Raw genomic sequence first — 25939 nt, 5'->3', positions numbered from 1 at the left:
CACCATGTCACTCACCTCGTACCGCACCCTCGGCCGCTCGGGGCTCCGCGTGAGCCCTCTCGCCTTCGGCGCGATGAACTTCGACGACGGTAGCTGGGGCTCCGGCCCCGAAACCTCGTTCGGTCTGCTGGACCATTACCTCGACGCCGGCGGCAACTTCGTGGACACCGCCAACATGTACAACGGCGGCGCCTCCGAAGAGACCCTGGGCCGCTACTTCGCCCAGCGTCCCGGCCGCCGTGACCGCGTCGTCCTGGCGACGAAGTTCGGCGGCAGCTTGGCAGCCGACGATCCCAACTCCGGCGGTGCCGGCCGCAAGGCGATCCGCACTCAACTGGACGCATCACTCCGGCGGTTGAACACCGACTACATCGACCTGTACTGGATGCACCAGTGGGACCGGCACACTCCCGTCGAGGAGACCCTTTCCACCCTCACCGATCTGGTCCGCGCGGGCAAGATCCACGCCATCGGCCTGTCCAACGCGCCCGCCTGGTGGGTCGCCGAGGCCGCCACCACCGCCCGGCTGCGGGAGTGGGAGCCCGTCGCCGCACTTCAGGTGGAGTACTCCCTGCTCGCCCGCAGCGTCGAGGGCGAGACCTTCGGAGCCGCCCGCCGCTTCGGACTCGGCATCACACCATGGAGTCCGCTGGCCAGCGGTGTCCTGTCCGGCAAGTACTCGCGCACCGCCACCGAGGTGGCCGGCTCCGGGCGCACCGCGTACGCCGCCTCCTACCTGAGCGAACCGACCTTCGTCCTCCTCGACGCCCTGCAGGAGATCGCCGGCAGCCTCGGTACGACAGTGGCAGCGGTGGCGCTCGCCTGGGTGCGGCAGCGCTCCGAGGTGACGTCCACCCTGGTCGGCGCCCGGACACAGGAGCAACTGGCCGCCAATCTCGCCTCGCTCGACGTCACGCTCACCGACACGCAGATCGCCGAACTGAACAGCCTCACGGCACCCACCCTCGATTACCCGCACAGCATGATCGAGTCCATGGTCGGCTTCCAGCAGGGCGACACCACGGTCAACGGCCTGTCCGCCAAGGCATTCGTCCGCTGACCGCCGCCAACAGCACTGCGTGACGAGAACGGAACACATCATGGCCGAGACACTTGAGATCACCACCTTGCGCCCGGCCCCGGGCCTCTCCGCCGCCGACTTCGTCAAGGCGAACGCCGATATCGACGCCTACCTGAAGCGACAGTCCGGCTTCCTGTGGCGACGCATCGTCGAGACCGACGACGGACGCGTCATCGACATCGTCGCCTACGACAGCCTGCCGCACGCCCGCACCGGCGCCGTCGGCATCACCGGCGAGATGGCGGACTCTCCCGTCCACGCCACGATCGACCACGACAGCGTGGACTGGCAGCTCACCACCGCGCTGCACCACGTCACATGACGGAGAGACCAGCATGCCGTTCGCCGACGAACTCATCAGCCGCCACACCGTGCAGAACCTCACGCACGCCATCCGGGCCGCCGCTCCGGACACCACCCTCACGGCACTGCACGCGGCAGCACGGCAGATCGGCCCGCTGGCACTCAGACAGCGCGCCGACCTGCTGCGCGACGCACTGCTGACCGACCTGCCGGGTGATTACGCCACACTCGCCCGGACCGTACGTACAGCCCGGGACAACGCACCTCAGTTCACCGGATGGTTGATCTGGCCGGTCACCAGCGCGGTCGCCACCCGCGCCGTCCAGGAAGGCGAGACCGCCGCCTTCGACGACGCGATGGTGCTCCTCGCCGAGCTCACCGGGCGTCTCTCCTCCGAGTTCGCGATCAGGACACTGCTGCGACACGACCTCGACCGGGCGCTCGGCACCATCGTGGGCGACTGGGCCGGATCGGCGGACCCCGACGTGCGCAGGCTCGCCTCCGAAGGCACCCGTCCCTACCTGCCCTGGGCGGTACGTGTGCCACAGGTCCTGGCCCGTCCCGGAGTGACCGTCGCCGTCCTGGACGCCCTCTACCGGGACGAGAGCGCATACGTACGCCGCTCGGTCGCCAACCACCTCAACGACCTCAGCCGCGACCATCCCGAGGTCGTCGTCGACACGGCGCGCCGCTGGCTGGACAGACCTGACGCCACCACGGAACGCCTGGTACGGCACGCGCTGCGCACGCTCATCAAGCGCGGCCACCTCGGTGCACTGGAACTGCTCGGCTTCGCTCCCGCGGTCCTGGACGTGGACGGGCCTCGTCTGGACCGGGATGTCGTCCTTCTTGGCGAGAGCGTCCAGCTCACCGCCTCGATCCGCAACGTAGGTGCCTCTGCGGCGCGGCTGACGATCGACTACATCGTGCATCACCGCAAGGCCAACGGAAACCGGGCCGGCAAGACCTTCAAACTCACCACCCGGACCCTCGCACCGGGCGAACAGATGGAGGTGATGCGGGAGCATTCGTTCCGGCCGATCACGACACGCCGCTACTACCCCGGGCGACATGCAATCTCCCTCCAGATCAACGGAGTCGAGTCCGAGCGGTCCGAATTCGAACTGGCTCCCACGGACACACCGTGACGTGCGGCACGGACCGAGTCACCCGTCTGCCGACAGACCGCATCACCACAACGACAGACCAGGACAAAATCCGTCCGCATCTGCCTTTAGCGTCGTCAATGACACCGACCATCTCCCTGGAGGGACACCTAGATGAACGAGACGCCGGCACACGACGAAAAGGCCGGCCTCATCGAGGCCGATGAGAAGGCACTGCAGGTCCGAGCCCAGTACGAGCAGATCGAGCAGCGCGTACTGGGCCGGACCTGGACCCTGCCCGAGCTCGCGCTCGGCTTCACCAACGACGCAGCCTACGTCGGGCGCCTGGTGCTCGCCGCTGAGCGCACCTGGGGCATCGACGGTGACGTGGACGCCGAACTGCGGCACAAGCTGGCCGAGTGCCTGTGGTGGGTCTTCGTGCTCGCCGACCGGCTCGACGTCGACATGCCGGAGGCCTACGAGGCCACCATGGACCGCATCGGTGACGGCCTGCGGCGGACCCTGCAGAGCATGCCCAAGGGCTGACACGCTGCTGGCGCACCGCCCGCCGGCGGCAGCGCCTCACAGCCGCTGAGGCAGTTCGTCCCCCCGGCGCTGCAGTGCCTCTCGTACGGTGTCGGGTGACAGGACCGGCAGAGACGCAACCCGGCAGAGGAGGTAGCGGGCAAGGCCGCCACTGGTCGTAGCCGCCGATTTCCACGAGGGCGCCGTCAGGCCTTTCCGGGGGGTGGACGCCCACCGTGGTGGGGGTGAGCTGCACTGTTCGGTCCTGGGGCGAAGGCATACGAACCGTCGTGTCGCAACAGGCGGGCAGAGGCGCTGATCACAGGTGGGGTCTTCCCCATGATCAGGACCGAAGCTGTCCTGGTCTCGCCGTAGCGTCTTCTCCATGACCACAGAACAGAGCACCGCCCACGAACTCGGCCGACCGCAGCACCGGATCTGGAGTGAGATCGAGCCGACGCCTCTGGGGGACTTCGGCAACCGGATCATGATCAAAGCGCTGACCGCCGACAAGGTACAGGTACTGCACGTGGCGATCGCGGCGGACACGGTAATCCCCAATCCCGCGGATCCGGGCGAGCAGGAAGTCCACCCGATGGAGCAGATCGACGTCATCCTGACCGGTCGCATGGCGTACGTGGTCGACGGTAAGGAGCGTGTCCTGGGGCCGGGCGAGGCACTTGGCATTCCGAGTGGAGTGCCCCACTCCGCAATCGCGCTCGAGGACACCACCATGATCGAGGTCTTCACACCGATCCCGGACTTTCCGACCGGTGAAGTGCGCACACCGTGAGCGCGGTGTCGCACCGATCACATGTGACGGCGCCTCAGCGCGAGTGCGCGGGCGCTTCGTCAGGTCCGGCACGTGCTGAAACGGAGCATGTGGACGGCCGCACAGGAACATGAGCATTGGGCGGTGCCGGGCACAGCCCGGCACCGCCGAACGACAGTCATCACCGCGCGTGGCCGGCCCCGCCGGCAAGGCGTGGCCGACCCCGCCAGCAAGGAGTCCGCTGATGAGCACCCATACCGATCCTGTGATCCGCTACCTGGCCGTCACCTTCGACTGTCCCGACCCTGCCGAGCTGGCCCGCTTCTACGGTGAGGCACTCGGCCTGCCCGTCACTCTTTCCACCGACGGTTTCGTGCTGCTGGGCCGTGAAGGGTCACCCGGGCTGGGCTTCTACCGCGTCGAGGACTACCAGCCCCCCAGCTGGCCGGACTCCTCCGTACCGAAGCAGGCTCACCTCGAACTGGGCGTGGAGGACCTGGATACCACCCAGGCCAGGCTCATCGCGCTGGGAGCCGTCGAAGCCGAGGTGCAACCGCTTCCCGAGCGGCGGCGAGTCCTGCTGGACCCGGCGGGGCACCCCTTCTGCATCATTCTGTGAGGCCACGCTCTCGTTCCGCCGGCGCAGACCGCGGGCCTTGGGGGTCCGAGTGTCGTCGTTCGCCGGTGCGGTGAGCACGCGCCGGCGCCTCAGCTGTGCTGACTGACGGGGATGTAGTTGGCGTACGCCTCGATGCGGGTGATCAGACCGGTGCCGTCGAAGCCGAAGTGGACCGCGGCATGCACCTCGCCACAGCTGCCGTCGTTCGTTGTCACGCGTACGACGTGCTGCTGGAGGACCTCGCCCGGCTGGGAGAGCTGGCGGAGAATGTCGTAGCGGATCGATTCGTAGGAGCCGATCTGCCGTCTCAGCCCCTCGAAGTACTCATCGAGCGTCTCATCACCCTTGCCGTCGTTGTGCCAGACGGTGGCCGCCTCGGAGCACAGTGCACGCGCGGTCTCCCAGTCGGACTTCTCCAGTGCGCGGAGGTAGGTGATGACCTTGTCTTTGAGGTTCTGGCTCATGGAAGTCCCTTTTCTGATGGAAGCTGCGGGGCGCCGACGGGGCAGGGGGCGGGTCCTGTCCGACCGGACGCTCAGTGTGGCCGACGTGGGGAGCAGCGACTTGAGTCGGTGGACGATTCCCTCGTTTCTCGGGGTGTTGGTCTCTCGGTGACGATGACCAGGCGCCGCCCGGGTTCAGGCGGGCGGCGGGCCGTCGTGGTTCACGATTCCGTACTCCGACGCGAGGTCGGTGTGCTCGGAATCTGCACGTGCGTCGGCGGGTCCTACCGTGTGGAAGAGCCCCTCGACGGCTCCGGGGTTGTTGATGACGAGGACCTCCGCGGTCGGTGTGATCGTCTGAAAGGTGTGTGGGACCAGCCTGGACACGTAGATGTAGGCCCCTGCTTCGGCGTCGTGTACCTCGCACTCGTCCAGCGAGGTCGACCCGACCCAGAACCGGACGCGGCCGGACAGGACCACCCAGCTCTCGTCCTCCCGGCTGTGAGTGTGCAAGGGCGGCGCGTCCTCGCGGCCGACGGTGAGACGCATGACGCTGACCGCCCCGCTCGTCTCGGCGTTGGTCGCCACCTGCTCGATGATGTTGTCGTAGTAGGGGAAGTCCTGGCCGTCGCCTGGGTTTCGTACAAGGGCGATGCTCATGTTGTTGTCTCCTTGCGACGAGCGGCGGCAATGAGGCGGCCGGTTCGTCGAAGCCGATGTGGTTGGCGCTGCGGCGCACGGGTGGAATGCGGCGGCGCGGTCGTACGGCGGGTGTGCCCGCGCGCCACGTGATGAGGGCACACCGGCGGAAGAGCGCACGGTGATGCTTTGAGGCTGCTCGGCGTCACGGCCGGCCGAGCCGTCGGCTCAGGTCGTCGGCGACTGCGGTGGCTGACGGATCCAGTCGGGGAGGAGGGCGTACAGACGGACAGCGATCTCTTCCGGGTCGCAGTCGGTGTTGCCCCCGACGGCGGCAGAGAAGACTCCGTGCACGCCGGAGGCGGTAAACACGTCCTCGACCGAGTTGTGCGGGCCGGATTCCCGCTCGTCGGTGCCGAGGTCGCGCCGAAGAGCGCGGAGCTGCTCCAGGAGAAGGTCGCCGATCCCCATCAGTCCGCTCGGCGATCGCCAGGTCGAAGCCAGCAGGAAGAGGCTTCTGCGCTGCCTGAGGGAGTCGAGCATGGCGTTCAGCGTCGCCACTGCCACGACGGTCGGGTCCGCGCCCATCCGCCGATCGCTGATGTTCAGGTCGTGAAGGGAGCGGAAATCGTCTGCGATCACGAATACCGCCGCCTCTTCGACGGAGTCGAAGTGGTTGTAGAAGGTGGCGCGGTGGATGCCGGCGGCTTCCGAGAGGGCGGAGACCGAGGGGCACGACTGTGTCCGCTGCATGAGGTCGGCAAGTGCATCGGCGATCGCCCGTCGCGAGCGCGTGAAGCGCGGGTCCGCGTCGTTTGCCGGGGGCTGATCACTCACCATGGACGCACTTTACTTCGCGGGTGATCGCAGCGCTTCACCCCCCGGGGCCGCTGGGGCAATCGCCGAGAACCGGCCATCGGCAGGTACGCCAAGGGTGCGTCGCAGGCGCCGGCGAGGAGACCCAGGCTTCGCCTCCGTGCGGCGTGTGGCCGACAGGGCGGCACGGGAAGGCCCGAGTCTCTGCCGCCTCCGGCGACGGCCGCCGTTCGAGCACGGGGATTCACGTCGGACATGTCGCTCCTTCGATCGGGTCGCTCTCGACGCTACCACTATTCGACACCTGTCGTTTAGTGGTCTACGTTGGATCGTGTACCGACCCGCCAAGTAAGGAAGCACCATGTCGACAACAGGCAGCAGCACCTCCACCGCGGCAATCACGGACAAGTTCGCCGTGGTGGAGACCATCTACCGATACGCAGCCGGCCTCGACCTGCGTGACAAGGAACTTCTCTCGTCCGCGTTCACAGACGATGCAGTAGCCGATTTCGGTCCGGCCACGAAGAAGGCCGGTCAGGAGTACCCGCCGGTGGAAGGCCGCGAGACCATCGCCGCAGCCCTGTTGGCCTCGCTCGGTCACCTGGACACCACGCACTCCGTGAGCAACCCGCGCGTCAGCCTGGACGGCGACAGGGCGAGCCTCGAAGCGATCGTGGCGTGCCAGCACCTGCCCCGGGAGGACCACTCCCGCCACGTCCTCATGACCAACCGCTACGACGTCGAACTTGTCAGGAGCGGGGACGTTTGGCCCATCCAGCACGTCACCGTCGACAACGCCTGGACCCAGGGAGACCCCACCGTCCTCGCCGGAATCTAGCTCGATCGGTCATCTCGCCTTCACGAACATTGCTTGCGTTCTCATCTGCTACCGCAGACACGCAGGCACAAATTGAGAGCCTTCAATATGGGGGGCGACGCCCGTACGCGCCGACGCCTTGACATCGGCCCCGAGTGCTCCGCTGCGCGTATTTCAGCCGGGGCGGCAGAGTCGCGCCGGACCGGCTTACAGAGTCGCGAGTGGGACCCCGACGGCGTGAGTTGATGGGCTAAGCGAAAGACTCACTGAGCAGCGTTCGGTGTTAGTCAGGATGCTGATCCTCTGGGTCTCTGACGGCATGAAGGAATTCTTCGTTGGAAGCGCCCCTTGAGGAGGTCTTCATGCCTGAGCCTGGAGCCGTCACTTCCCACCTTGCCGCAGCGGACACACCGGAGCTTGTGCGCGCGCCGGCGGCAACATTCCTTTCGGTGGGCGGCTCGGGCCGCCCGGGGACCGAGACGTTCTATCGCAAGATGGCCTTCGTTGCCGCCGTGGAGGCGGCCCTCCCCGCCACGTTGAGGATGTCTCCATCGGATGCATGTGTCATCGAGATTCTCTACTGGTATCCGAAGCAGGCCGAACCTGTCGAGATCGAAGACTTTTACACCGGTAACAGTGTCGATCTCCTTGAATACCGCATCACCACTCGCGTCGCCGACTCGATCACCCGTGACGCAATTGCGTCAGCCCGCCGTGACGCCGTGGGCAGCGCCGACGATCCCGGTGGCGAAGTGGAGTTGGTTACCTTGCCCGAGACCCTTGTGGTGCAGGTGATGCATCACGGGCCCTTCGGGAACGAGTTCGAAACTCTGGCTCGACTTGGCGCATTCGCCCGTGCGAGGGGCCTTCGGCGCTCCGGCCCGCATCGAGAGATCCACATCGACCCCTTCACCGCACAGACACCGCAGGACGCGTTGCGGACCATCTTGCGTGACCCTGTCGCCTGACCCGCGGGCCTTACCAATGCCACGGTCGAAGCCCACAATGAGATCGCAGAGCGCCCCGTGCTCTCCTCGTGGCGCCGGCCCACTGTCCGGGTTGATGAGGGTGAGGGGCCGATCGAGGGGTGGGCCATCGGTGTCGTGCGTCGTTGACCTCACCCCTGCCTGCCTCAAGCCGTTCGGCGAACCTGCCGGGCGGCCCTTTTGTTGCCGGACTGCACGACGCGCCCCAGGTCGTAGCCGCCGGCCTGGTCGATCACCTCGTGAACGTGTACGGCGCCGACGGGCGGCAGCACGATCGCGGCGTCGTTGCCGCCCAGCTCCAGGCCGCCCGGCTGAGCGAGCGGACGCCGCCCTCCGCGACAGTCTGCCGGTCTCCGTGGAACCAGCGAAGCTGATCATGCCGAAGCCGGGGCCCGGCCTGGGCGGGTCCCGGGCGGCCGGCAGCCGGGGCCGTCGCCCTGGTTACCTCGGCTCCACCGAGATCACCTTGCCGAAGGGGGCCACCACCCCGAAAGCCACCCGCTACATCGACCTCGGCGGCGGCAACCAGGCCGTCCAGAGCGACGACGGCACCATCTCCTTCACTCTCGGAGACCACCACGGCACCGGACAGCTCGCCGTCGACGCGGCCGACCTGTCCATCAGCCGACGCGGCACGACCCCCTTCGGCACACCCCGAGGCCAGACACCCGCCGACTGGCCGGGAACCAAGGGCTTCGTCGGCGGCACCACCGACACCAGCACCGGCCTGACCCACCTGGGAGCACGCGAGTACGACGCGTCCACCGGCCGCTTCATCAGCGTCGACCCCATCATGGACCCGGCCGGCCCCCAGCAGATCAACGGCTACGCCTACGCCAACCACTCACCCGTCACCGGGTCCGATCCCACCGGCCTGTACTGCGACAGCTGCAGCTACAACAACCCCGACAGCGTCTGGGGACCGGGCAGCGGACCCGGCTGCACCGTGGAGAACTGCTACGACAAGGACGGCAAGGTCCTCTACTCCGTCCGCGGGACCAACTCGTCCCAGCCGAGCGGCAAGGCCTCCACCGGATCGGGCCGGAAGTCGAAGCCGGTGGCCGAACCTGAACCGATCTTCCTGGCCGGCGTGCGCATTCCCACCCCGAAGGAGATGAACTACCGCTCCGGCTACCAGGATCTGTGGAACGACTACCAGGCCCAGGTCATGCGCTGGTCCGAGGGACAGTGCCGCTCAGAACCCGGGTCCGACGTGTGTGCCGCAGCCCACGACCTCGGCTGGGTGAAATCCTCCGGCGTCGACCTGCTGGAACTGATCGGCGTGCGAGATGCCATCGACTGCGCCCAGGGCAGCGCCAGCGGATGCCTTTGGACGGCCGTCGGCCTCACGCCCTGGGGCAAGATCGGCAAAGCTGCCAAGCTGCTCAAGGCTGGCAAGCACACCGACGCCGCCAAGCTGGCGACATGTCCTGTACGGCACAGCTTCGTGGCGGGCACGGAAATCGCGATGGCCGACGGTACGCACAAACCCATAGAGCAGGTGAAGGTCGGCGACAAAGTCCTTGCCACAGACCCCCGAACCGGCCAGACACAAGCCCGCGAAGTAGTCGCCACCATCACCAAGGACGACGACAAGCACTACACCCGGCTCACGATCACCACGCCCGACGGCGAAGCCGACATCACCGCCACCGACCACCACCCCTTCTGGAGCCCGAACACCCAGGCGTGGGTGAACGCTGCTGACCTCAAGCCCGGCACCAGGCTGCTCACCGCTGACGGGACGCCCGCGACCATCGGGAGCATCCGTCGATTCAGGGCCGCGGACCGCACCTACGACCTCACGGTCGCCGGGGTGCACACCTACCATGTGGTGGCGGGCGAGAGTCCGATCCTGGTGCACAACTGCGGCGGACGTGTGAAGTCGGCTGACTGGCACCATATTTTCAACCGTCATTCGGTGAGTAGCCGTCACCCCGGAAATAGCCGGTTCATGACGGACAACACCAGTACTATTCGAAATCAGGTGGAGGAAGCTCTGAATTTCGGAGCCCGGAAGTCCAATGGGCTCAAGGGTGGCCATGTCCACGAGTACGACTTCGGTAAGACCGTGGGGTATGACCGTAGCGGTAAGCCGCTTACAGGGATTCGAGTAGTGGTCCGCAACAAAAATATCGTGACCGCATTTCCGATTAAGATGGGGAGTGGCACCCCGTGATCACTTTGAAGTACGTTCTGTCGGACGACCCTGTGGTGATCCGTGAGCAGAAGCGAATGAGTCTAAGGAAGGCTGACCTGGCAGACCTGTGCTACTCGTGCTTCGGAGGTGACCTTGAATTCAGGGTAGGCGGTGCCGACTTCAGCATCATCACAGGGGGCGGCGTGCAAATCCTCGATTTTGCTGTGGAGTTCTTCGCTGCTGCCCGGACGGTGGGCTCGGGTGGGGACGCCCGGATCGCGTTCGCCGGGATGGCCGACGAGATTCACCTCAAGGTCACCGGAGATTTCGTCGGTGTGAGCTGCAATTACGCCGATGGCAGGGGGGAGATCCGTAGGGGGGAGCTTATTGCCGCCAGTCGTAAATTCCTTTCGCAAGTCCTTGATGATCTGGAAACCAGGTATCCGGCCCTCCAGGGAAACAAGGGAATGAAGAGCGTGCGCTCCTGGATCTGAATCGCTCGCTGTGTATCGCCAGTCAGGTTGAGAACCCTTAAGACGGCGTTGTGTGATTATGGCGAAGGGTTCCTGTTTTCCGGGGTGTGGTAACTCTGCGCCTCCGGATATGAGGGTGCAGAGAGTGACGCGTGTGCCCTGCCGGGATATCCCGGCAGGGCACACAGGCCGCCTGGTGGCGATGTCGACGGCGATACTTTGGTTCGAAGGAGCCCTCGCGGTCGCGGGGCACGGTTATCTCCACCGGGCCGACATCGGTCAGTACGGTCTTGGCTCAGGTGCCGTTGCGTGAGTTGCCGCCGTTCTTCACCGCCGGATCGTGCTTGTCATAGCCGAGGTGGTCGGTGATCTCGCCCTCGATGGCCGACTCCAGAAGCCGCTTCGTCAGCTGCTGGAGCAGTCCGCCCTCGCCGGTCAGCTGCAGGCCCTCGGCCTGAGCCCGGCCCACCAGCTCGTCGATCAGCCGGTCGTCCACAAACTTCGACGGCGCCGTCTCAGACGGCTCGACCGGCTCGGTCTCGGTCACGTTGTTGCTGGTCATCGACGCATCTTCCATGATCGGGAGTTACACCGAACGGAACGTTTTACAGTCCCTTTACTGGGCACACCCGGACCGCGGCGGTCCTGACGTCGATGCCGGGCATCGACGTCATGACCTCGGAAAGAGGGTGAGCCTCCAGCAGAGCCTCGATCCGGACCTCCAGCGCCCGGCGTTGTTCGTGGACGGCAGCCAGCGACTTCGCCAGCGACGGGACGATCACATCGAGAGTGCCGGTGCCCGGGACGACGACGGTCTGCTCGTCCAGCGCGGTGAAGATGTCCTCGACCAGCCGCTCGGCCATGCGCGGTGCCCTCGGGCGGACGACCTCGACCAGTCTGCGGCGGCCCGCTTCCCGCAGAGCCTGCGGGGATCCGTAACGCTGGAGGAGCCAGGTCACCGCTTGGTGGTCCAGGCGTGGGCCGAGGACGTGCTCGAGGCTGGGGGGAACTGGGTGAGCAGGCCGCGGATACGGTTGCTGGTGCGGTTGGCCCCGCCGGCGAGGTCCTGGTCGAAACCGACCCGCATGGTCAGCTCGGTGGTGACCTCGTCGGCAAGGTCCAGGGTGCGCCGGGTGTGGGTCATGGTGCGGGCCGCGTCCGTGATGACGACGGCGTCCTTCGCGTCGGTCTTGGCCTCACCGGGGTAGAGATCTGTGATCCGCCGCATCGCGAGTCCGGGCAAGTAGGCGACCTGACAGCCGGCGTCCGGGCGACGGTCAGCGGGAGGGCGCCGATGGACGCGGGCTGATCCACGACCACCAGCACCGTGGTGAACTTGGCCCCGAGCTTGTCGAAGACGGCCCGCAGCTTCGGTTCGCCGTTCGGCAGCGGCCTGTCTTCCCTGCCGGGGTCAGACCGTGTCCGTGATGCGTCTGCTTGCCGACGTCCAGGCCCAGGAAGACGCCCACCAACGCAGTTGGGATTCCGCCCTCGACTACCTCACACCGGCCGAGTTCGAACAGCAGCTGATCACGTCGCGTAACCTCTCGCTCCCCGCATGAAACCCGGTGTCCACTCCCGGGGATCAACCTCAGCCAGCGCCTCCACCTGGACAGTGGTCGTAGCCGGCCCGGTTCCCGCCTCGGATACCGTGTTCCTCTACGGGGTGCCATAACGGAAGTGACGCCCCCCACCGGAGGTAGCCAGCGTATGAGTTCAAAGCGCAGCAAGAATCCAGCCCTGCCCGTACTTGACGACGCATTTCGACTCGCGTCGGTCAAGGACGCCGAAGAGTCCACCCGTGACTTGGCCGCGCGGCTGGCCACCACCGAGCTGCGCCGGGTTTCCCACCCGGGCCGGGTCACCTGGGAGCCCACCGATCAGGCCGAGCCCGTACCGGTCCCGCCAACTGTGGTCGACGGTGACGGGGACCTGTGGCTGCGGGACCGGGGTAACGGCACCTGGACCATGCCCGAGTTCAACCCGAAGGAATTCCCGGCCCGCTGTGGCGAGGTTCTGACGTGGAACCAGCTTGCCCGCGAGTTCGGCCCGCTGACCGCACTGGCCGACGACCGCCGCATCGGCGGCGGCCGCCGCCGCTGACCGCGCAGCCTTCTGGGACAACCACGCAGGCAGCATCGGTATGTCAGACGGCTCGTTCGTACGCGGCAGCGGGGCCGACGGCCCCGGCACCCAAGCGGCGGTTGAGCCCGTAGTCGTCGTCGAGGCGGCCGAGCGAGTCGTCTGCTGTCCCTCTGTACCTTCCTGTGGGACAGGCGCCCCTGCGGCGTCCCACCCACCGCCGCAACTGCCTCTCGCAGGCATCGCCCGCGCTCCGCAGCACCTCATCGACCGTGCCCACCGTCAAGCCTCCTGTCGTCAGCTCCACACGAAACCATGCTGCCCAGGCCGTCGGCGGACTTCGCGGACTTCCTCGCCGCCTACCGGCCCGGCGAGAGCGACCATCGAGGGCGCATCCCGTCCCCGCGCTTCCGCCGGTACCCGGTGGATGAACTTCTGGAGAGGCCGATTGTCAGCCTGGACGTGAAAGCTAACCTCGCCGCGACCCTTGACGATTTCGGTTCTCCTGGAGAGACCGCCTTGTCCATCGCTGACCACCTCGACGAGGCGGGCAAGCGCTTCCGCGTGGTGGCGGAGAGCCTCGCGCAAGGGCAGTCGAGGTCTAGCCTCGCGCTTTCGTGAGATGTCTCTCCGACCAGCGGCCACGCACGTGAAGAGTGTCTCCGACCTGCGAAAATGGAGAAGGCCGAGGGTATCGGTTCCCGTCGCCGGACTCACTTATGAGGTGCACAGCCACCTTCAGTCGTGGCACTGGCGCCCATATGAGAGGTTCATGAGCGATGAGATTGAGCCGCGCACTATTCGTGTCATGGCCGACTACGAGTGCCACCCACTCTGGCTCAGTGGTGAGGAAGCCGGCGATGTATCCCCGGAGGACCTCGCTTTGGCCCTGACATCTGACCTGGCAGAGCGACTGGACAACTGGGCGGCCGAGTATGACCGGACCTTGAACAGGGAGGACCCCAAACTCTCCGGCTTTCCCTCGGAGGACGCTGAGCAACGTTTCGTTCAGGCGGGCGAGGTGCTTGCCCGGCATGTTGCGAAGCAGTTGGGTCCGGCCTGGACGGTGAGGTACTTCGATCCGAGAGTCCACGCAGAACGGGCCATTCCGCACTCCTAGCCTCACGCTGCCACAGAGCGCTCTGTTGGCGGCCCTGCATGCAGAAGAGTGCCTCTGACCTGGGACAATTGGGCTTTTCTAGGATCCAGATCGTCGCGTGGAAAGAAGCACTCCTCAGGTGAAGAAGCGCATCGAGTCCTATCCTCGTGTCCACATCGAAGGCGGTGGCCGGGCGGTGGTCTCCCAGGCCGGAGGGGTGCTGCTGGTCGAGACGGTCCGCAAGAGCGGCCTGGACACCGCAATATCGGCGGCGCTCGCACCGTGGCGGCGTCCTCGGGCGGTACATGATCCGGGGAAGATCCTGCTGGACGTGGCCCTGGCGGTCGCGCTGGGCGGGGATTGTCTGGCGGATGTCGCGACGCTGCGGGCCGAGCCGGCCGTGTTCGGGCCGGTGGCCTCCGACCCGACCGTCTCCCGGCTCATCGACAAGCTCGCCGCGGCAGGCCCGAAGGCTCTGACCGCTATCCGGTCGGCACGGGCCGAAGTACGCGAGCGGGCCTGGGGGCTGGCCGGCACATCGTCGCCGGATACCACCGGGCAGGTGATCGTAGACCTGGACGGAGTACTGGTTCTGGCCCACTTCGACAAGCAGGACGCGGCCGCGACCTGGAAGAAATCCTACGGACATCCGCTCATGGGCTTCGTCGACCATGGTCGCGGCGGCACCGGAGAGCCGGTGGCAGCCCTGCTGCGGCCCGGGAACGCGGGTAGCAATACCGCTGCCGATCACGTCACCGCCACCCAGCTCGCCCTGGCCCAGCTTCCCAAGCGATACCGACGAGGCCGCTCCACCTTGATCCGCACCGATTCCGCCGGCGGCACCCACGAGTTCGTCGCGTGGCTCGCGAAACGCGGCAGGTGGCTGTCGCACTCGGTCGGGATGACCATCACCGACGCCATTCACCAGGCCGTCCTGAGGGTTCCCGCCTCCGCCTGGACACCAGCTGTCGAACCGGGAGGCGAGATCCGCGACGGCGCCTGGACCGCCGAACTCGACGGTGACGTCCTCAAGGGGTGGCCGAAAGGAATGCGGCTGATCGTCCGCAAGGAACGCCCCCATCCAGGCGCCCAGTTGCGCCTCACCGACGCCGACGGACTGCGGCTGACGTGCTTCGCCACCAACACCACCAACACCACCGACATCCCGATCGCCGCACTCGAACTACGCCGCCGCCAGCGAGCCCGCGCCGAGGACCGTATCCGCAACGCGCGCGCCACCGGCCTGCGGAACCTCCCCCTGCACGACACCGCGCAGAACCAAATCTGGCTGGAGATCGTCCAGCTCGCCCTCGACTTGCTGGCCTGGCTGCCGATGCTCGCCCTGACCGGCAAACCCCGCCTCTGGGAACCTCGCCGCCTTCGACTGCGGCTGTTCTCCGCCGCCTCCCAGCTCGTCACCACCGCCCGCCGCCGGCACCTGAGATTCACCCGCCACTGGCCCTGGACGGATGTGATCACCAGCGCAATCCAGCGACTCGACGCACTCCCCAACCCTGGCTGACCAGCCGCAACCGCCCATCCCGACGAACTCGAACCACCCACCGGAACTGTGGAACCCGGCGCACACCCGACACGACAGCCGGGCCACCTGCCTGCCCGTCACCGACCTGACAAACCGAAACAGACCGCCGGAAAATCCGACGACCCATCACGAAAGATCGAGGCTAGGCGGGGGACCAGCCGCGCCACTTGGGCACTTCTTTTACGCAGGGTTGCGGCCGCGCTCTGTGAAGTGGTCGAGGGGAAAACGTGCCCAAGCCTGATCTGGAAGAGTGCCCCCAGGACGTCGTGCGGGATGCGCGGGGCTGCGGCGGACAGCGACGACGCACAAGGCCCGGGACGACCATCAGGGAGAGCGCGGAACTATGTGAGGGCCTGATATCCCGCTCCCGGGCGACACCTCGGCCGACTCCGCTCGTAGCAGAGCGTGACTGTGCCGAACAGGAGGAGAGGCGGTAACGGAGCTGGCAGCATGCACCACGGGTGAGCCATGGGGTTGGCAGTCTTGCAGCGGGTGGGCCGTCTCCTACTGCAGGCACCGGGGCTGCCTGTAGCCGTGCGGTACGCACCGCACCGCATTGCCGTTGCCGGGGATCGAGGCGGATGCAGCAGGATCCAGCAGGGTGCGAATGTCCGTCTCTGTGGCGTTTCCGCAGGTGAGACGCGTCACCGGTTTGGGTTCGAGTCCCACCCGCCCCACCGAGCATCCCCAGGCAGAATCGTTCTGACCTGGGGAAACGCGTTCTGTGGGGTCATTCTGCGTGTGGCGGTCGCCTCACGGTGGTGTGGCGAACGCGGGTCCTCGCGCGTCGAAGATGAGCTCCGAACAGCTTTGACCTGGGGTTTTGTGGCCAAGCCTTCGTGGGAGCGTCGTGGAATGCTCCCACGGTTGCCTCGGCTTGAACGGCGAGATGTTCCGCACCCGTGAGGCATCGTCCAGGCCGTCACGGCGGCTGCTTCAGTGGGCTGCCCTGATGAGCGTGGGCAGCCCACTGCGCAGGAGGTCGCGCTGCGCCTGGGGGGCAGCGCACGCGTAATGGCTGGGGTGGCCGCCGCTTGAGGGTGTGCTGGGCGGGGTGAGGGGTTGGCGGTTTACGCCTGGACGTCCCGCTCGCGGTAGCCGGTCGCGATGAGGGTACGGAGGCGGTCGAGCGACTCTTCCTCCATGCCGGTGCCCTTGATCCAGGCAACGGAACAGGCCGCGAGGAACAGGTCGTGCCCCCGCACCGACGCGCGTATGTGCCCCGCGCCCTGCGCCGCTTCCACGTACTGATCGGTGGCGGTGATGAGGATGTCGCAGGGGATCGTGAGCGGATTGTCCGGCTCCTGGGCCCTGGCCGCGGCCATGAGCGGGTCCGGCAGCCCGCTGAAGGCGCTGAAGTACTCCTCCATCGCCCGCAGCCACTGCTCCAGCGCCTCGGCGGCGTCGCCAAGGCGTTCGATGTCCGCCTGGCGAGCCACCAGCTCCTCGGAGCGTGTCTGCAGTACGGCCGCCAGCAGTGCCTCCCGGGTGGGGAAGTGCCGGTACAAGGTGCCGGGCCCGACGCCCGCCTCCTTGGCCACCGCCTCGAGCGAGGTGCCGACCCCATGCTGCAGGAAGTGACGCTGCGCGGTCTCGAGAAGGGCCGCACGGTTGCGCTGGACATCCGCGCGGGGCTTACGCCCCCGCTGCTCACTCACGCTCATGCGCCTTCCAAATGACGACAACCCTGTGGCCGCTCAAAAACGGAAGCGGCCTCCGCACACATTGGAAAGTAAAGCGGAGGTGGCATCCGGTCAAATGGGCCACGTCTTTCAGGAGCCGGAATCCGCTCTTGAAACACGAAGAACGGCTCTACGCGGCAGGAGGCTCGCCCGCAACCGGGATTCCTCGGTGGAAGAAGCCAACCGGCCGCTCACCGGCGTCTGCGGTGCAGCGCCGTGCGCCATCTTGGCGGTGCACGCACGAACGCGCCGTGTCCACAGGTGTCATCCGATGGACGCGGCACGATCGGTGTGGACACCTGGTTCAGCGCTGGATCGGCATCGACCAGCAGTTGGAGGTGGCCGCCTTGCCGGCGAGGCGGTCGGTCAGCCAGGAAATGGCGTCGCCCTGGTCGGTGATGAGGGGCACGAGGTGGTTGGTGAGGATTTTGTCGCCGAGGTTGGGCAGCATGATGGCGTCGTACGTGACGTTGGCGCCCTTGTTGCACCAGTCGACGGCCAGCTGCCGGGCCTGCGAGTGCGGAACGATGTCGTCCTGGACACCGGTGGCCAGACGCACGGGTCCAGTCGGCTTGAGCCTGCCGATCCGCTGCTTGTCCAAGGCCGCCTTCGCGCGGGGGTCGGCGGCGATGATGTCCCCGATGGACTTGCCGTTGGTGGTCCACTTGCTGCTCTTGGTGAAGCCGTACCCGAAGAGCGCGTCGCCGACGCACATGGTCGACGCGTCCGTCAGGGCGGCCTTGCCGGTGGAGCTGATGTTGGCGTCGACGACCGCACGCAGGTCCGGGTCGGCCTGGGCGAAACCGCTGATGGACCAGGCGAGCGCGCCGGCGAGCGCGCTGCCGTCGATGCCCTTCATGACCGAGGTCAGGTCGGCCGGGGGTGCGCCGGCGTAGGTGCCGGCGAGTGCGACGTCGGGTGCGTAGGAGGGCTGGAGTTCGGCTGCGGCGGCGCTGGCTCCGCCGCCCTGACTGTATCCGTAGAGGCCGGTGCGGGATGCTGCGGTGACCGATGCTCCGGGGACGGTGCGGGCGGCGCGCGCTGCGTCGAGCAGGGCGTGTGCCTGGTCAAGGCGGTTGACGTAGGTGTGCAGGCGGTCGGTGGTGCCGAGGCCGACGTAGTCGGTGACGACCACGGCTGCCCCGGTGGACAGGATGCGGTAGATCGCGAGGGCTTCGTAGCCCACGGACACCGTGTCGCCGTTGAGGGTGAGCGGGTTCTGCAGGGCGAAGGACGGGGCGCACTGGTCGCCCTGGCCCATGGTGCCCGAGGCCACCGCGACCAGAGGGCGCGGTCCGGTTCCCTTCCAGACGGCGGAGGGTTCGATGTAGGCGCCGGTCACGGCGACGGGCAGACCGGCCGAGTCGGTGGACTTGTACATCAGGCGGGTCGCCGTTCCTGGCATCGGTCGGCCGTCCAGACCGGGGATGCTCAGTCCGAGTGGCAGGGGTCCCGTGCGTATCAACGCGCCGTTTTTGGAGGGGAGTTGGGTCGGTGGCGTGCAGAACGCGGGAATGGTGACGCCGCGGGAGACGACGGGTTCGGGTGCGGCGGCCGAGGCCGGTACCGCCGACAGGCCGGCGCAGACCGTGCCTGCGGCGACGACCCCGGCCAGCAAACGGAGCCCCGGCTTGGTGGCGCGACCGGTCGCCGCGGCGGGAGCGGGGAGGGCGGAACGGGAACGGGTTCTCTTGCGGCTCATGGAATGCTCCTCGTTCGTCGTTTAGATGATGGTGTCGATGTCGTGCGCGATGATGGCGTCCATCGCCCGTTCGGCCACGGCGGCGATGGTCATCGAGGGGTTGCAGGCGCCGGTGGTGCCGGGGATCAGTGCCCCGTCGAGGACGTACAGGCCGCGCTGGCCCTGGACGCGGCCTTCGAGGTCGCAGACCGTGCCCATCGGGGCGCCGCCGAGCGGGTGCCAGGTGCTGTTGACCAGGGCGTTCGTGTCCGTGAGGACACCGAGCCCCTTGGATACCTTGGTGACGCGCCGCTGGATGGTGCGGTGGCTGGCGGCGTCGCCGCCCAGGGGCCAGTGCAGCGATACGGAGTCGGTGGCGGCGTCGTATCGGAACCGGCCGCGGTCGGCGCTCACCCCGAAGCCGACGAGCATGGTCGTCCGGGAGTTGAGGCCGAGGGGCGGGAGTGAGGCCTGGATGATGGTGTTCGCCGTGGCGGGGTCGTCCCACGCCTTGCTGCCGTAGACGACCGGGCCGCCCTGCTCGGCCCCGAAGTCCTCCTGAAGGTTGGTCCAGGCGTAGATGCGGTCTCCGTTGGTCCCCCACCCTTCGCCGAGACCGTCGGGCAGGTCGGGGATGGCACCGGTGGCTCCCGCGCGGACGAGGAGCTTGCTGGTGTTCATGCTGCCGGCCGCCATGACCAGGGCGCGGGTGGAGAGGACTTTCTGCTCCAGGGCGCGGCCCGTGTCGTCGGTCCGGTCGACGTGCACCTCCCAACGGCCGTCGGCCGCCCGGGCCACGGAGGTGACGTTGTGGTGGGTTTCGACGGTCACCTTCCCCGTCGCTTCCGCCTGGCTGAGGTAGGTCACGTCGACGGAGTGCTTGCCACCGTTGTTGACGCCGAGCGCACAGTCCCCGTTCGTGTAGGACGGCTTCATCTCCCCGCGCAGCTCGGCCAGGGCGTAGTCCCAGTCGATGGGCATCGGGATCTTCTCCAGGCCGTACCCGGCCCTGCGCACCCGCTCGGCGAAGACCCGCGCAGCGTAGTAGTTCGACGCGCTGACCAGTTCGTCCGGTGCCGTGGCCGCCCGGAGCATGTTCGCGACACGCGGGTAGTGGATCTCGTTCATGCGTCGGTAGTCGAGTTCCTGGGGCAGCCAGGTGTTGAAGACCGCTTCGGAGGGCTGAAGTGTCATGCCCTGGTAGACGAGGGAACCACCGCCGACCCCGGCCGCGCAGACGCCGAGGATGTTCTGTCCGAGTATCGGCTCCAGCAGGCCCACGTAGGGCCCGAAGTTCAGTGGTGTGCCGATGAGTTGGGCGAGCGGGCGGACGGCTGCAGGGAGTGTGCCGTACCAGAGTGCCCGTTTGTCGAGGCCGGATACGCGGGGGAAAGTCTCGGAGTTGGGCCCGGTCGGCCAGCGCCGGCCGCGTTCCAGGACGGTGACCGGCACGCCGGCCTGCGCCAGCCGCAGCGCGGCCACACCGCCGCCGAAGCCCGAGCCGATGACGACGGCCCGGTGTTCCTCGCGGGCCAGTCTCACCCGGTTCGGCCCGGAGGCTGCGGCGGCGGGGGAGGGGAGGGCGCTTGCGGCTGCGAGTCCTGCGGTAGCGGTGAGCAGGGCACGCCTGCTGGGAGTGGACATGAGCGGCTCCTTGGGGTGGGGTGGGGCGCCGTTCGATCAGTGGGGTATTCGAGCTGCCCAGGCTGGGCGGATCCTCGGTGGTCGGTGTCGCCTGAACTTGGAGCTGTCCGGTATGACCAGGCACGCCACATGCCGTGCGCAGCAACGCTGTTACTCGCTGGTCACTTACGGCAGCGTAGGTCTCTGTGTCAGTGAGAGACAAGATGTCTGCATGCGCCATTTCCGAAGGGGTCGCTATGCTGCGGGGCGGGACGGAAAGCGGGGACCTGAGGGTGGACGAAGCGCCAACCGCGATACGCGGGACGTTGGTTCAGGAAGATGCCGTGCCGTCGCTTGCCGAACGGCGCAAGGCGGCACTCCGCTTCGAGATCGCCGCCGAAGCGGTCAGGCTGTTCGCCGCGCAGGGTGTCACCGGGACGACGGGTGAGCAGATCGCCCGCGCCGTCGGCATCTCCTCCCGCACCTTGTGGCGCCACTTCCCCACCAAGGAGAGCTGCGTCCTGCCACTCCTCTCCGCAGGACTCGACGTCGCGGTGGACCGACTGCGCCACTGGCCGGTGGAGGAGGATCTGCTGGACTTCGTCGCGGATTCCTTCCGTAGCGGCGAATTGCCCGCGGTGGCTCCCGTCATCCTCGACCTGATCCGTATGACCACCACCGACCCGGCCCTGCGTGCCGTCTGGCTCCAGGCCCACGACGACGCCCTGCCCGTCCTGGCTCAACTTCTTGCCGAGAGGTCCGGCAGCAGCACCGACGACCTGAGAATCAGAGTGCACGCCGCCACCCTCAATGGCGCACTGCGAGCGGCTTCGGAGGACTTCGCCCGCCGGTTCGCGGACGATCCGGACGCAGCCGGCAGTGAGATCGCCACATGCCTGCTCGCCGCCCTGCGCGCGGCTTCCGAAGGTCTCCCCTACTGACTGAGGCTCCTGTCCGCGATCTCGCAGCATCGCAGGACTCCGGTGCGGCCCAGACGATATCCGGGCTTCCGTCGGGCCGGCCGCTCGTGCTATCTGCTGGGGGCTTCACCGCACCGATGCTTCATTACGGTGCGGTGACTCTCTGCGGCAGGTAGAGCGCGTAAGAGCGGAGCTGCCCCTCGAACCCTGGGGTGACTTGAAGATACTGAAAGGCGACAGTTCCCTCAGCCCCACGGGAGGGTCCAGAGAGTCAGTGCGGCAAGGGCGACGTGGTGTGGCGAACGCCTAACCGATTCCCCTCCGGGCGGGATCGAGGGGGGACGCAGCTGGAAGGAAACGGACGGTTATGTCCGCTGTTTCGGTATCGTCGCAGGTGGGAGGCGTCACTCTCATGGGTTCGAGTCCCACCCGCCCCACCAGCTTCACCCTGCGGAAACGTTCTGACCTGCGGGAACGTGGATTTCTCGGGGTTGGGTGTCTCGAATCGGATCGGCGAAGGTGTGGCGCTTTACCTCCCCGTGAGGTTCAAGAGGCCTGTGACCCGGGGTTTTGTTCGAGTCTTCGGTGGGGTGCGTGGTGAAGGCTCCCACGGCCGTCGAGGGAGACGTCGCACCCCACCCATCCCCACCCCAGCGCATCGGCTCGACCGTGCCTCCAGGAAGCGGGGCCGGTGCTCGGAGAACTGTTCGCGAGGGCCACGGGCGAGGGGGCCGACCCGAAGTCATCACCGTCCCACCTCCCTGTGAAGCGCGGAGGCGGCAGGCGGGACGACCCGTCGTCTGGCAATGCGCCGTCCTCACGCCCTGGTTATGGTTACCGAAGGAAGAAGGCCAGAACGCGTCTCCGACCGGCCGACGGTCGGTGACGGGGCGTCGTCAGCCTCCGAAGGCCCTGACCATCGGGTCGTCGGCGGCTCTCCTCTGAGCGTCGCGGAACGGGAGGAGTACGAACGGCTCCGCGAGTCGGCCGGGGTGCGTCACCGGCGCCTGCGCTATGCGGCTACCTCCGTACTGCTGCTGCTGGCCTTCCTTCTGGCACCGCTGGCCGTGGTGGCGGCCTGGGTCGACTCCGAGGTCTCCGACACCGACCGGTACGTCCGGACCGTCGCCCCGATCGCCACCGAGCCCTCCGTACAGAACACCGTGACCGACCGGCTCACCAAGCGCGTGGTCGACGAGGTCGACGTCGCCGCCTTCACCGCAGCCGTCGGTCGGACGTTGCAGCGGGAAGGGGCGCCCCCTCGGGTGGTCGAGGGGGCAGAGGCGCTGACCGGACCCCTGACCAGTGCGCTCGACTCGGCCGTCCACGACATCGTGAACAAGGTGGTGACCAGCGACCAGTTCACCGACGCGTGGGACGACGCCAACCGGCAGGCCCACGCTGCCGTGGTCAAGGTCCTCACCGGTGAGGGCGGCAGTGCCGTCCAGGCCGGTGACGACGGCATCGACCTGAACCTCGGCGTCGTCATCGACATCGTCAAGCAACGACTGGCGGACGCGGGCTTCGACCAGGTGGCGAAGATCCCCGACGTCGACAAGACGATCACCCTGTTCGAGACCGACGAGCTGAACGAAGCCCGGGATGCCATGCGTCTGCTGAACGTGCTCGGTGTGCCTGGCTCCCGGTCCTGGCCCTGGTCCTGGCGGCGCTCGCCGTCCGGAGTGCACCCGCACCCCGGGTCGCCCTGATGGCCGCGGCCATCGGGGTCGGAATCATGATGATCGGGCTGCTTGTCGGCCTCGCCGTGATGCGCCAGGTCTATCTGGACTCCGTTCCCACGTCCGCCCTGCCACAGGATGCCGCGGCCGACATCTACGACACCTTTGTCCGCTTCCTGAGGAACAGCACGGCTACGGTCCTGGTCATCGCCGTGGTCACCGCGCTGGCCGGCTACCTGTACGGGCCCGGACGCGGGGCCCGATGGGTCAGAGGGGGAGCGTCGAGCGGAACCGGGGCGACGGGCAGATCCATGGCACGGCACGGTCTGCGCACCGGCGCCACCGGCCGTTGGCTGGGCGCGCACAGCAAGTGGACCAGTGGCATCGTCGTTGCTGGCGGCACACTCGCCCTGGCCCTGTGGAACTACCCCACCCCCGGGGCCGTGGCGCTGGTCCTCGGCATCGTCGTCCTCGTCCTGGCTCTCCTCGGCATCCTCGCCGCGGCCTCCGGCCCAGCCGGACAGCCGGCCGCCGGCGACCAGCCACAGCCGGTCATCCGCCCGGGGTAGCGCACTTCGGGAGTGCCTCGCCCGACGCACTCCCGAAGACGTACGGAACCCCAACCACCGGAAGAGGAGTCGGAACACCCCACAGACGAGGAGCAGTGACGACCGGCCCGCCCGGAGCGCGCTGCCCCGACCGGGCCAGGCCACGGGCTCTCGGCCCTTCCTCCCGTACGCGCGCCGGAAACTCGACGCGGACGACACCACACAGGAGAAGCAATGGACAGCTACGTGAACCTGGCCTATGACTACCCGGTCCTCGGAGCCTTCTGGACGATCATGTGGATCTTCCTCTGGGTCATATGGATCTTCCTGCTCTTCCGTGTCATCACCGATGTCTTCCGCGACGACTCCATGAACGGATGGGCCAAGACAGGATGGCTGATCTTCACGATCGTCCTCCCCTTCCTCGGCGTCTTCGTCTACCTCATCGCCCGTGGCAAGGGCATGGGCAAGCGCGAACAGGATCACACCAGGGCCAAGATGGACGAGATGGACCGCTACATCCGCCAGACCGTCGGCACCACCGGCCAGGCCGGTGAGGCGGACCAACTCGCCAAGCTCGCGGAGATGCGGTCCCGCGGCGACATCTCCGACGAGGAGTTCCGCCGGGCCAAGGAAAAGGTCCTCCACTCATAAGTTCCGCGCCGGGCACGGCCATCGGCCCGAGCCCGAGGAGGGGCGGAGCACGGGCCGGGTCGACGGCCAGGGGCGTTGCCGCCGCGTCCACGACGACGCAGCGGGGAGGACCTGACCGGTGCCGGCATCCTTCGCCTGTGCCCGGCCTCGCCCGTGACCCGCTCCGCTTGGGCAACGGCGGCGATCGACACCGGACGCGTGCCACGCACCGTGGCGTCGGCCTTACCCCTGACCGCCAGGAGGCTCCATGCCCAGAAATTCCGGGGCGCGCGGTCGCCTCGTACAGCGCTGGTCCGCACGGCTCGCCCTCGCGGCAGGGGTCGCCGCGGTGGTGATCCTTCTCGTGTTCGCCGGAGTCAGGAGCATCGCGCTCCTGGGTGCCGGGCTGGCAGGGCTGGTCATATCGGCAGCGAGCCTGTGGTGGGCACTGACTCTGCGTGGCATCGGCAGACTGCTCGCCTTCACCCTGGCCGCCGGCGCTCCGCTTGCAGTGATGGCGCTCTACGCATGGGCGGAGTTGCTGTGGGTCGTACTCGTTTCGCTCACCTCGTGGGCTCTCGGGGTTTCCATCGGCGTAGCGGCACTCAGCATGGACCGCGAGCAAGCCGGCCTCCCGGAGGTGCGGACCGCTCCTCCCAAGCGCCCCTGCCTCATCATGAATCCACGATCAGGCGGTGGAAAGGTGGGGAAGTTCCATCTCAGGGAAATGGCCGAGGCGCTCGACGCCGACGTCCTCCTGCTGGACGCAGCTCATGAGCAGGATGTGGTGGCTCTCGCCGACAAGGCGGTCGAAGACGGCGCCGACCTTCTCGGAGTCGCAGGCGGTGACGGCACACAGGCCCTGGTCGCCGGAGTCGCCGCGAGGCACGGCATTCCCTTCATGGTGATCTCGGCCGGAACCCGCAACCACTTCGCCCTGGACCTCGGTCTGGACCGGGACGACCCGTCGACCTGCCTGGACGCGCTCACCGATGGCGTCGAACTCCGCGTCGACCTCGGTTTCATCGGCGAGCGAGCCTTTGTCAACAACGCGTCCTTCGGCGCCTACGCGGCCGTGGTGCAAAGTCCCGCCTACCGTGACGACAAGGTCCGCACCACCCTCCAGACACTTCCCGACCTGCTGACCCGCCGACGCGGTCCCCGACTGACCGTCCGCACTGGGGACACGGCCATCGACGGACCCCAGGCCGTGCTCGTCAGCAACAACCCCTACCGGATGGGCGATCCCGCCGGTCTCGGACGCCGTGAGGCGCTGGACTCGGGTGCCCTCGGCGTCCTGGGCGTCAGTGTCGACAACGCTGCACAGGCAGCCGAGTTGCTCGCGGGCAGACACGCGCCCGGCCTCACCGCCCTGACCGCCCAGGAGGTCGTCATCGACGCGGACGAGCCCGAGATCGATGCCGGGGTCGACGGTGAGGCGCTGACCCTCCCCACCCCCGTACGATGCACGATCCGACCCCGGGCCCTGCGTGTACGGGTACCGCGCCACCGACCTGGCGTTCTCCGGACCAGGGCTCCCATGGACTGGCGGCGGCTAGGAAAGCTGGCGCTGAGCTGAGAAGCCGTCGTCCTTGCGGGCGTCGTCGAGCACAGGCCGACGCCTCGCAGGCGGCCGCGTCGGCGCGATACGCGGGCTTCGGTCGAGCTGGAGAAGCCTGTAACAGGCCCGTCTGTGAACGCCACCGGCTGACTGGCACACAACTCAGTG

Annotated in this window: 27 protein-coding genes and 2 pseudogenes; 20 read left to right on the top strand and 9 right to left on the bottom strand. The window is 67.5% G+C overall.

The features are described 5' to 3' along the window. Nucleotides 1-4 precede the first annotated feature (4 nt). The 6 genes from ACFYSH_RS24220 to ACFYSH_RS24195 all read left to right on the top strand — a co-directional run bounded on the left by ACFYSH_RS24220 (nucleotide 5) and on the right by ACFYSH_RS24195 (nucleotide 4406). A complete protein-coding gene (locus ACFYSH_RS24220) occupies nucleotides 5-1060 on the top strand; it encodes an aldo/keto reductase (protein ID WP_388755128.1) in 1056 nt (351 codons plus the stop codon). Between the two features lie 40 nt (nucleotides 1061-1100). Then, nucleotides 1101-1403, top strand: coding sequence for a hypothetical protein (locus ACFYSH_RS24215; protein ID WP_147963305.1), 303 nt, complete (start codon nucleotides 1101-1103; stop codon nucleotides 1401-1403). 13 nt (nucleotides 1404-1416) lie between these two features. Beyond that, a complete protein-coding gene (locus ACFYSH_RS24210) occupies nucleotides 1417-2532 on the top strand; it encodes a DNA alkylation repair protein (protein WP_388755125.1) in 1116 nt (371 codons plus the stop codon). A 132-nt stretch (nucleotides 2533-2664) separates the two neighbouring features. Then, nucleotides 2665-3036: a hypothetical protein gene (locus ACFYSH_RS24205; protein WP_147963303.1), complete on the top strand. Its 372-nt coding sequence runs from the start codon at nucleotides 2665-2667 to the stop codon at nucleotides 3034-3036. Nucleotides 3037-3400: 364 nt separating this feature from the next. Next, nucleotides 3401-3808: a cupin domain-containing protein gene (locus tag ACFYSH_RS24200; protein WP_388755123.1), complete on the top strand. Its 408-nt coding sequence runs from the start codon at nucleotides 3401-3403 to the stop codon at nucleotides 3806-3808. Nucleotides 3809-4031: 223 nt separating this feature from the next. Next, the gene (locus tag ACFYSH_RS24195; protein ID WP_388755121.1) at nucleotides 4032-4406 is read left to right on the top strand and encodes a VOC family protein; all 375 of its coding nucleotides are present in this window, start codon (nucleotides 4032-4034) and stop codon (nucleotides 4404-4406) included. Between the two features lie 89 nt (nucleotides 4407-4495). Here the strand turns inward: ACFYSH_RS24195 and ACFYSH_RS24190 are convergent, their stop codons facing one another. The 3 genes from ACFYSH_RS24190 to ACFYSH_RS24180 form a co-directional block, all read right to left on the bottom strand. Further along, a complete protein-coding gene (locus tag ACFYSH_RS24190; protein WP_388755119.1) occupies nucleotides 4496-4870 on the bottom strand; it encodes a nuclear transport factor 2 family protein in 375 nt (124 codons plus the stop codon). A 174-nt stretch (nucleotides 4871-5044) separates the two neighbouring features. Then, nucleotides 5045-5509, bottom strand: coding sequence for a cupin domain-containing protein (locus ACFYSH_RS24185; RefSeq protein WP_388755117.1), 465 nt, complete (start codon nucleotides 5507-5509; stop codon nucleotides 5045-5047). 207 nt (nucleotides 5510-5716) lie between these two features. Then, nucleotides 5717-6328: a hypothetical protein gene (locus ACFYSH_RS24180; protein ID WP_388755114.1), complete on the bottom strand. Its 612-nt coding sequence runs from the start codon at nucleotides 6326-6328 to the stop codon at nucleotides 5717-5719. A gap of 337 nt (nucleotides 6329-6665) precedes the next feature. On the opposite strand from ACFYSH_RS24180, the gene ACFYSH_RS24175 reads away from it, so the two are divergent. From ACFYSH_RS24175 to ACFYSH_RS24160, 4 genes are all read left to right on the top strand, one after another. Continuing rightward, nucleotides 6666-7142, top strand: a complete 477-nt coding sequence (locus ACFYSH_RS24175) for a nuclear transport factor 2 family protein (protein ID WP_388755112.1) — start codon at nucleotides 6666-6668, stop codon at nucleotides 7140-7142. A 341-nt stretch (nucleotides 7143-7483) separates the two neighbouring features. Continuing rightward, entirely contained in the window at nucleotides 7484-8089 is a 606-nt protein-coding gene (locus tag ACFYSH_RS24170; protein WP_388755110.1) for a hypothetical protein, read from the top strand. Nucleotides 8090-8462: 373 nt separating this feature from the next. Then, nucleotides 8463-10286 (top strand): polymorphic toxin-type HINT domain-containing protein, encoded by a 1824-nt coding sequence (locus ACFYSH_RS24165; RefSeq protein ID WP_388755107.1) that lies wholly within the window; start codon nucleotides 8463-8465, stop codon nucleotides 10284-10286. After that, nucleotides 10283-10741, top strand: coding sequence for a hypothetical protein (locus ACFYSH_RS24160; RefSeq protein WP_388755105.1), 459 nt, complete (start codon nucleotides 10283-10285; stop codon nucleotides 10739-10741). The genes ACFYSH_RS24165 and ACFYSH_RS24160 overlap by 4 nt, the downstream gene beginning before the upstream one ends. Nucleotides 10742-10919: 178 nt before the next feature. Here ACFYSH_RS24160 and ACFYSH_RS24155 read toward each other — a convergent pair. Continuing rightward, nucleotides 10920-11282 (bottom strand): annotated as a pseudogene (locus ACFYSH_RS24155) (transposase); the annotation flags it as partial. A 55-nt stretch (nucleotides 11283-11337) separates the two neighbouring features. Next, nucleotides 11338-12204: pseudogene (locus ACFYSH_RS24150) on the bottom strand (IS110 family transposase); the annotation flags it as partial. Between ACFYSH_RS24150 and ACFYSH_RS24145 the strand changes: the two are divergent. Further along, the gene (locus ACFYSH_RS24145; protein WP_388755170.1) at nucleotides 12148-12282 is read left to right on the top strand and encodes a hypothetical protein; all 135 of its coding nucleotides are present in this window, start codon (nucleotides 12148-12150) and stop codon (nucleotides 12280-12282) included. The pseudogene ACFYSH_RS24150 and the gene ACFYSH_RS24145 overlap by 57 nt on opposite strands. Before the next feature lie 148 nt (nucleotides 12283-12430). Beyond that, nucleotides 12431-12823, top strand: coding sequence for a hypothetical protein (locus tag ACFYSH_RS24140; protein ID WP_388755101.1), 393 nt, complete (start codon nucleotides 12431-12433; stop codon nucleotides 12821-12823). Nucleotides 12824-12866: 43 nt separating this feature from the next. Here ACFYSH_RS24140 and ACFYSH_RS24135 read toward each other — a convergent pair whose 3' ends face one another. Then, nucleotides 12867-13082 (bottom strand): hypothetical protein, encoded by a 216-nt coding sequence (locus tag ACFYSH_RS24135; RefSeq protein ID WP_388755098.1) that lies wholly within the window; start codon nucleotides 13080-13082, stop codon nucleotides 12867-12869. A gap of 35 nt (nucleotides 13083-13117) precedes the next feature. Between ACFYSH_RS24135 and ACFYSH_RS24130 the strand changes: the two genes are divergently transcribed. The 3 genes from ACFYSH_RS24130 to ACFYSH_RS24120 all read left to right on the top strand — a co-directional run bounded on the left by ACFYSH_RS24130 (nucleotide 13118) and on the right by ACFYSH_RS24120 (nucleotide 15423). Beyond that, complete coding sequence (locus ACFYSH_RS24130; RefSeq protein ID WP_388755096.1) at nucleotides 13118-13423, top strand: hypothetical protein; 306 nt, start codon at nucleotides 13118-13120, stop codon at nucleotides 13421-13423. Between the two features lie 151 nt (nucleotides 13424-13574). Continuing rightward, the gene (locus ACFYSH_RS24125; RefSeq protein ID WP_388755094.1) at nucleotides 13575-13922 is read left to right on the top strand and encodes a hypothetical protein; all 348 of its coding nucleotides are present in this window, start codon (nucleotides 13575-13577) and stop codon (nucleotides 13920-13922) included. Nucleotides 13923-14040: 118 nt separating this feature from the next. Continuing rightward, nucleotides 14041-15423 carry an IS1380 family transposase gene (locus ACFYSH_RS24120; protein WP_388755091.1) on the top strand — a complete coding sequence of 461 codons (1383 nt, stop codon included), beginning with the start codon at nucleotides 14041-14043 and terminating at the stop codon, nucleotides 15421-15423. Nucleotides 15424-16514: 1091 nt separating this feature from the next. Here the strand turns inward: ACFYSH_RS24120 and ACFYSH_RS24115 are convergent. From ACFYSH_RS24115 to ACFYSH_RS24105, 3 genes are all read right to left on the bottom strand, one after another. Further along, a complete protein-coding gene (locus ACFYSH_RS24115; protein WP_359478426.1) occupies nucleotides 16515-17108 on the bottom strand; it encodes a helix-turn-helix domain-containing protein in 594 nt (197 codons plus the stop codon). A gap of 322 nt (nucleotides 17109-17430) precedes the next feature. Next, the gene (locus ACFYSH_RS24110; protein WP_388755088.1) at nucleotides 17431-18828 is read right to left on the bottom strand and encodes a lipase family protein; all 1398 of its coding nucleotides are present in this window, start codon (nucleotides 18826-18828) and stop codon (nucleotides 17431-17433) included. A gap of 21 nt (nucleotides 18829-18849) precedes the next feature. After that, nucleotides 18850-20451: a GMC oxidoreductase gene (locus ACFYSH_RS24105; protein ID WP_388755085.1), complete on the bottom strand. Its 1602-nt coding sequence runs from the start codon at nucleotides 20449-20451 to the stop codon at nucleotides 18850-18852. 323 nt (nucleotides 20452-20774) lie between these two features. On the opposite strand from ACFYSH_RS24105, the gene ACFYSH_RS24100 reads away from it, so the two are divergent. The 5 genes from ACFYSH_RS24100 (at nucleotide 20775) to ACFYSH_RS24080 (ending at nucleotide 25789) form a co-directional block, all read left to right on the top strand. Beyond that, nucleotides 20775-21371, top strand: a complete 597-nt coding sequence (locus ACFYSH_RS24100) for a TetR/AcrR family transcriptional regulator (protein ID WP_359478417.1) — start codon at nucleotides 20775-20777, stop codon at nucleotides 21369-21371. 809 nt (nucleotides 21372-22180) lie between these two features. Further along, the gene (locus ACFYSH_RS24095) at nucleotides 22181-23059 is read left to right on the top strand and encodes a hypothetical protein (RefSeq protein ID WP_388755083.1); all 879 of its coding nucleotides are present in this window, start codon (nucleotides 22181-22183) and stop codon (nucleotides 23057-23059) included. Then, nucleotides 23059-23598: a hypothetical protein gene (locus ACFYSH_RS24090; RefSeq protein WP_388755080.1), complete on the top strand. Its 540-nt coding sequence runs from the start codon at nucleotides 23059-23061 to the stop codon at nucleotides 23596-23598. Before ACFYSH_RS24095 ends, ACFYSH_RS24090 begins: the two co-directional genes overlap by 1 nt. Before the next feature lie 213 nt (nucleotides 23599-23811). Continuing rightward, a complete protein-coding gene (locus ACFYSH_RS24085; RefSeq protein ID WP_250287133.1) occupies nucleotides 23812-24231 on the top strand; it encodes an SHOCT domain-containing protein in 420 nt (139 codons plus the stop codon). Nucleotides 24232-24478: 247 nt separating this feature from the next. Then, entirely contained in the window at nucleotides 24479-25789 is a 1311-nt protein-coding gene (locus tag ACFYSH_RS24080; protein WP_388755077.1) for a diacylglycerol/lipid kinase family protein, read from the top strand. The last annotated feature ends 150 nt before the right edge of the window (nucleotides 25790-25939 follow it).

It is taken from the genome of Streptomyces sp. NPDC005791 (assembly GCF_042871485.1).
GTDB lineage: Bacteria > Actinomycetota > Actinomycetes > Streptomycetales > Streptomycetaceae > Streptomyces.
This window is presented reverse-complemented; position numbering and strand designations above follow the sequence as displayed.

Bases quoted from the DNA above. Each gene is read 5' to 3' on its own strand.
- ACFYSH_RS24110 (WP_388755088.1), bottom strand. From the start codon at position 18,828: ATGAGCCGCAAGAGAACCCGTTCCCGTTCCGCCCTCCCCGCTCCCGCC.
- ACFYSH_RS24145 (WP_388755170.1), top strand. From the start codon at position 12,148: ATGCGTCTGCTTGCCGACGTCCAGGCCCAGGAAGACGCCCACCAACGC.
- ACFYSH_RS24195 (WP_388755121.1), top strand. From the start codon at position 4,032: ATGAGCACCCATACCGATCCTGTGATCCGCTACCTGGCCGTCACCTTC.
- ACFYSH_RS24190 (WP_388755119.1), bottom strand. From the start codon at position 4,870: ATGAGCCAGAACCTCAAAGACAAGGTCATCACCTACCTCCGCGCACTG.
- ACFYSH_RS24215 (WP_147963305.1), top strand. From the start codon at position 1,101: ATGGCCGAGACACTTGAGATCACCACCTTGCGCCCGGCCCCGGGCCTC.
- ACFYSH_RS24115 (WP_359478426.1), bottom strand. From the start codon at position 17,108: ATGAGCGTGAGTGAGCAGCGGGGGCGTAAGCCCCGCGCGGATGTCCAG.
- ACFYSH_RS24095 (WP_388755083.1), top strand. From the start codon at position 22,181: ATGGTTACCGAAGGAAGAAGGCCAGAACGCGTCTCCGACCGGCCGACG.
- ACFYSH_RS24205 (WP_147963303.1), top strand. From the start codon at position 2,665: ATGAACGAGACGCCGGCACACGACGAAAAGGCCGGCCTCATCGAGGCC.
- ACFYSH_RS24105 (WP_388755085.1), bottom strand. From the start codon at position 20,451: ATGTCCACTCCCAGCAGGCGTGCCCTGCTCACCGCTACCGCAGGACTC.
- ACFYSH_RS24125 (WP_388755094.1), top strand. From the start codon at position 13,575: ATGAGCGATGAGATTGAGCCGCGCACTATTCGTGTCATGGCCGACTAC.
- ACFYSH_RS24210 (WP_388755125.1), top strand. From the start codon at position 1,417: ATGCCGTTCGCCGACGAACTCATCAGCCGCCACACCGTGCAGAACCTC.
- ACFYSH_RS24090 (WP_388755080.1), top strand. From the start codon at position 23,059: ATGGCCGCGGCCATCGGGGTCGGAATCATGATGATCGGGCTGCTTGTC.
- ACFYSH_RS24080 (WP_388755077.1), top strand. From the start codon at position 24,479: ATGCCCAGAAATTCCGGGGCGCGCGGTCGCCTCGTACAGCGCTGGTCC.
- ACFYSH_RS24140 (WP_388755101.1), top strand. From the start codon at position 12,431: ATGAGTTCAAAGCGCAGCAAGAATCCAGCCCTGCCCGTACTTGACGAC.
- ACFYSH_RS24170 (WP_388755110.1), top strand. From the start codon at position 7,484: ATGCCTGAGCCTGGAGCCGTCACTTCCCACCTTGCCGCAGCGGACACA.
- ACFYSH_RS24185 (WP_388755117.1), bottom strand. From the start codon at position 5,509: ATGAGCATCGCCCTTGTACGAAACCCAGGCGACGGCCAGGACTTCCCC.
- ACFYSH_RS24180 (WP_388755114.1), bottom strand. From the start codon at position 6,328: ATGGTGAGTGATCAGCCCCCGGCAAACGACGCGGACCCGCGCTTCACG.
- ACFYSH_RS24085 (WP_250287133.1), top strand. From the start codon at position 23,812: ATGGACAGCTACGTGAACCTGGCCTATGACTACCCGGTCCTCGGAGCC.
- ACFYSH_RS24200 (WP_388755123.1), top strand. From the start codon at position 3,401: ATGACCACAGAACAGAGCACCGCCCACGAACTCGGCCGACCGCAGCAC.
- ACFYSH_RS24175 (WP_388755112.1), top strand. From the start codon at position 6,666: ATGTCGACAACAGGCAGCAGCACCTCCACCGCGGCAATCACGGACAAG.
- ACFYSH_RS24220 (WP_388755128.1), top strand. From the start codon at position 5: ATGTCACTCACCTCGTACCGCACCCTCGGCCGCTCGGGGCTCCGCGTG.
- ACFYSH_RS24130 (WP_388755096.1), top strand. From the start codon at position 13,118: ATGCTGCCCAGGCCGTCGGCGGACTTCGCGGACTTCCTCGCCGCCTAC.